The sequence below is a fragment of the Fulvivirga sp. genome (genome assembly GCF_040220315.1).
In the GTDB taxonomy this organism is placed as follows: Bacteria; Bacteroidota; Bacteroidia; order Cytophagales; family Cyclobacteriaceae; genus Fulvivirga.
On record NZ_JAVJUY010000070.1, the window covers coordinates 1 to 5,501 of the forward strand.

Here is a 5,501-nt window from a genome sequence, read left to right on the forward strand (position 1 = left end):
CAGGAGATTTAGGAGAGGGAGTTTTTGATCCTATTGGTTGTGATTAATATGTCCTCTAATAAAGTAATAAGAGAGTGTCGAACGACACTCTCTTTTATTTTTGGTATTTTATTATAATTCTCAAAATATTGAGAGTGACAAATTATATAGATAAGTTCACTTCAATAAATTGCCTAAACGTTATACAATTTGATATAGACTCTAGCTGTACAGAATGATTATAAGTGCTTATGGAAGCCCTACTAATGGAAGTAGGGCTTTTTTATTACCCTTTTGTAAGTTCATCAAAAACAAACAAGCCATTGAGGTTGAACTACTTAGCAATATATGAGGCCAAATAAGCATAAGTAATCAATATGTTGAATTTGTACCAAATCCTTACATAGTACTTACATATAGTGTTAAAATAATATAAAAAATATAAATAGTTAAATTATATAAGTTTCTAATTATCAGCTATTTACAATTTGAAGTTTTAACATTGATTGAAAAATTCTATGATATAATATACTTATGATGTAATAATATAGTTAAGATTGAATTTTTATTAAATAATTAATCCATTATTCTTGCAGCCAATTTGTAAAAAACTATCCACATACTAAATGTGGGAATTATTCTAAAGTTGGCAAGTCAAAAAATAGCAAATAGTAAATTCAATAATGTCGGTTATCGGGGACTTTTGAAAATATTCATGTTCCTAAACCTGATATGCTTTTCCATTCTATCGAATGCCAATTCACTGATCGATTATTCTATAATAACATCGTCTGAAAAACTGATTAAATCAAACAAATCCTTACTAAAGCATGAGGCATCAAAATTTAAAAGTGTAAGAAAATTTGAGTTTACAACAGAGACAACAAACAAGCTAATCGAAGAAAACATTTTAAATTTTGAAGCACCTAATTCTGCCGATCCGGTAATCGATTCATACAAGGAAAGGGCTCTTTCACTTAATGCGTATGTTGAAGAACAACAACGTTTTGTAGATCAATTAGATGAAACTACCATACTGGATTTGCCTGTAGGCATAAAAAAAACGATCGGAAATATTACTTATACAATCGTAATTGATAGCATAGTTATACTACCTACACGTTCTTACCTTACTGCATACATGGCTTTTGAAATTCCATCAAATGGTAAAAAACTGGCATTTCGAGGCACGAATATAGAATTTTCAAAGAACGGTGGTCTTAGCGGTGTATCACGTCTCGAACTTCTTGGAGATCATCGAATTGGAATGGGCCCAAACTTCCTATTAATTTTTAAAGGGGAGGGTTTAACGTATGTCGAGTGGGATTGCTTTGGCTTTAAATCATTTGGTTTAGATGCGGAAATAGAGTTTTCAAGAAACATGCTGAAGCCTGACACCGAAAGTGGCCAACCTGGCCCGGGTAATGTCCGTGGAAGATTTACTGCTGTAAATTTAACTAGTTGGGATGCACTTGTGGCTGAGGTAAATATGGAGCCATTTCAAGTTAATGGATTAGATGGTGTTGGGTTTGAGGTTAAAAAGGCTGTATTGGATTATAGTTCTATTAATCAGGCCCCTGGAGTTGTATATCCATCCGGTTACGATAGTGAAGCATTCGATCCAGGTAATCCGAATTTCTGGCAAGGTATATTCATCAGTGAGGTTTCGATCAAATTACCAAAACAGTTTAAGAAAGAAGGTTCAAATGATAGAATTGGCTTTGCCGGATATAACCTAATCATTGATGATAGTGGATTCTCAGGAATTTTAGAAGCGACTAATGTTCTTGGCAATGGAACAATGGACAAGTGGCCATTTACTGTAAATAATTTACGAATAGAACTTATTTCAAATCAAATATCTGGGGCTGGTTTTGACGGACTCATTACTCTGCCTGTAGATAAAGAAAACCCATTCGAATATACGGCAATAATTAATCCTGGTAATGAGTATTTGTTTGCCGTATCTCCATCAAAAGATTTACAATTCGAATTTTTAAAAACATCAGAAGTAATACTTCGGGAGAGCTCTTTTCTGGAAGTAAGTGTAAAAAATCAAAAATTCATGCCAAGGGCATACCTAAATGGTAGCCTTTCCATTAGTTCAGGTGAGGCGAAACTTAATTCATTAGACTTTGAAGCACTGCAATTACAGACTGTAGAACCCTACGTTCAACTAGGTGCATTTACATTGGGCACAGAAGGTGTTAAACAAAATCTGGGTGCATTTGAAATTGCGTTGAATAGAATCGGTACCAAACTCATGGATGACCCAAATGAGATTGGGATTGTGTTTGATGTTACTGTAAAAGTAATTGGAGAAGATGGCGGAGGAATAGGTGCTACTGGAGGTATTGTAGTAGTAGGGAGTACGAATTCTGATGGAAAGAGGTTCAGTTATGAGCGTCTAGAAATAAGCAGACTTGGCATAGCCATGAACATTGGACCGGTTGCAGTTGATGGGACTTTGGAATGGTTCAAAAATGATAATACATATGGAGATGGTATTAGAGGTGAAGCCACCGTTCTTGTTATGGACGAATTTGAGGTACAGGCTGTATTATTATTTGGTAAAAAAGGAACTAACCGATTTTGGTTCTTTGATGCACTAGCACCTGAAATACCACCTTCTGGTACTGGCATAGACATTACTGGTTTTGGTGGTGGCGCATATTACCACATGAGGCAGAGTATGGATGATGCAGAAAGTTATCTTGGAGAATCCTTGTCTGGAATTGTATACGTTCCTGATCCAACAGTAAACCTTGGGCTTAAGGCTACGGTGTACCTGGCAACTTCAGGGTCTGATGGTTTATTTAATGGTGATGCAACACTCGAAATTTCTTTTAATTCCGGTGGAGGTGTGCGCATGATAGACTTTAAAGGGAATGGCTATTTTCTCACTCCTTCCATCACACCAAATGTTGCTGGTCTGAAAGATAAAGTTGGTGGCTTGGTTGCAGGAGCTGCACAAGGAGCAATGGATCAGTTGAACCCTGACGCAATGATTGCTGCCCATATTCATATAAACTATGATGTGCCTAATAAAACCCTACATGGAAATTTTGAAGTTTTTGTGGAAGTAGTAGGTGGAACAATGAAGGGTATTGGTGAAAATAATCGAGCTGGTTGGGTAGTAATCCACTTTGAGCCGGGAGAATGGTACATACACGCAGGTAGTCCTGATGATCCTCTAGGGCTTGAGATGATTAGGATCCTTAAAACAAAAAGTTATTTAATGATGGGCGATTATATTCCTGCAAGCCCGCCACCACCTGAAAGAGTATCCCAAATCCTGGGAGGAATGGATCTTGATTATATGGCTGGCCTGAATGAACTGGCCAGTGGCAGGGGTGTAGCATTTGGAAGTAGAGTGGAGTTTGACACGGGTGATATTACATTCCTAATGTTCTATGCCCGATTAGCGGCAGGTTTAGGATTTGATATTATGCTTAAAGATTATGGCAATGCTTCATGCGTTGGCAGTTCCGGCCCAATTGGAATCAATGGTTGGTATGCAAATGGTCAGGCCTTTGGGTATTTCGATGGAGCCATAGGCATTAAAGTCAAAATCCTAGGCAAGCGAAAGAAAATCAATATTTTGAGTTTAGCAGCGGCCGTTGTGATGCAGGCGAAATTGCCAAACCCTATCTGGATAAGGGGAGTAGTTGGTGGCAGGTTTAGTGTTTTGGGTGGCTTAGTTAAAGGCGATTGCAAGTTTGAAATAACCATAGGTGAAAACTGTCAAATTCAAGGAGGCAGTGTACTTGAAGGCATTCAGGTAATCTCTGAAATAACCCCCAATGAAGGAGCAAATGACGTAAGTGTCTTTAATGTCTCTCAAGGTGTTTTTAACATGGAGGTAGGTAAGGTCTTTGAAATGATAGATCTGGATGATATTAAAAAGTCCTTTAGAATTAAAATGGATCACTTTAAGATTCTAGACGGTAATCAGGAAATACCGGGAAATTTAGAGTGGAACTATACGAATGATGTGGTTGCCTTTAATCCTATAGAAATTTTACCTCCACAGAAAAAATTGAAAGCTGTCTTACAAGTTTCATTCGAAGAAAAGGTGAATGGGATTTGGAAAGTTGTTGAAGTCGATGGTTCTAAATTCACTGAATCGAAACAAGTGGAATTCACCACTGGCGAAGCCCCGGATTACATTCCTTTTGAGAATGTCGAATACAGTTATCCTGTTATTAGTCAGCGTAATTTCTATAAAGACGAAACCTATCAAGGCTATATTAAATTGAAGGTTGGCCAGGCGTATTTATTTGATGAAAGTGGTGAATGGAATCAAAAAGGCAGGATTGTAGCCTCAAATGGATCACCTAAGTATTTTGAAGTCAGTTACACCACACAAAATGTAAACTATACTATCCCCAAAGGCTTAGCTACAAATACAACCTACAGTTTTGACATTGTTAACGTTCCTAAAACGGCCTCAGCAAGTATAGATGACAATATAAGTACCAAAACTTCAAAAGTTGATTTGGGCGATCAGCAATCAACATTGGAAGTTGAGACTAAAGAAGCGGAAGGTGAAGTAAATATTCTCCAGGAAGATGCCATTTATGGATCATTCTTTAGAACGAGTGCTTACCCAACATTTATTGCAAAGGTGAATAGCCTTTCATTGAATAATGGCTGGAGCTGGCCTGTAAGAACGGGTATTCATGAATTGGGAGTTAATATGTCAGGCCCGGAGTTGTTCTCCTATTATGAAATGAACGGCTTTAAAGAAGTTGATCCATTAGTAGAACTAGAGGCAACTTTAGGTAATAATTACTGGTATCAGAACTATATTAAATCTCTGATATATCCTTCATATCCTGCCTATGGATTGAGCTTAACCTGGAGACAGGCTGATGAGCTAGGAGCTCCACCCTCAAAAGCGATATATATAGAGCAAAATTTGGCCCTTGAGGCACTGCCATTAACGGATGCCTTCTCTGCAGCTAATCCGGCAACATCAGGTTCAGGTGTTTTCCTGTATGATTTACCATTAACCATGTATAAAGATTATTCTGACTACAGGTATCAGATGGCTCAGGAACTTCTTGAAGGTAACAATTCATGGTTTAACACTCTTGCTAATACTCCATTTCCAGGTATACGGTCAGGTGATTACAAAATGAGAATCAAGTATAAGCTTCCGGGTAAAGATATAATTACATCTAGTAAAGAAATAAATATTCATGTTGACTAACCGAATAGCACCATATTTCTTGACTGTACTCATGTTACTAGTCTTAATGCCGGCCGTTACATGGGCGCAAGGTGTGGATGGTGATACCTTGAAGTTGCCGACTGTAAGGATATTATCGAAGATTAAAAATGATACAGTATTACTCAGATGGGCACCTACAGATGCAGTGAGCTGGCAGTTGGGAAATAAGTACGGCTATTCAATCGAGAAATACATTATATCGAGAAATGGAGAACGATTAAATATTCCTGAAAGGCAAACGATTACCTCTGAACCAATAAAACCTTTGCCATTGGAACAGTGGGAA

The 5,501-nt window shown here is 37.6% G+C and carries 2 protein-coding genes; both read left to right on the forward strand.

The genetic code is table 11. From position 1 onward, the window contains the following. The first annotated feature begins 694 nt into the window (after positions 1-694). Positions 695-5,194 (forward strand): hypothetical protein, encoded by a 4,500-nt coding sequence (locus RLO81_RS03075; protein WP_350107071.1) that lies wholly within the window; start codon positions 695-697, stop codon positions 5,192-5,194. Positions 5,195-5,225: 31 nt separating this feature from the next. Beyond that, the coding region (locus RLO81_RS03080) for a hypothetical protein (RefSeq protein WP_350107074.1) at positions 5,226-5,501 on the forward strand (276 nt) is incomplete at its 3' end.

Coding starts and splice junctions, on each gene's coding strand:
- RLO81_RS03075 (WP_350107071.1), top strand. CDS start 695: ATGTTCCTAAACCTGATATGCTTTTCCATTCTATCGAATGCCAATTCA.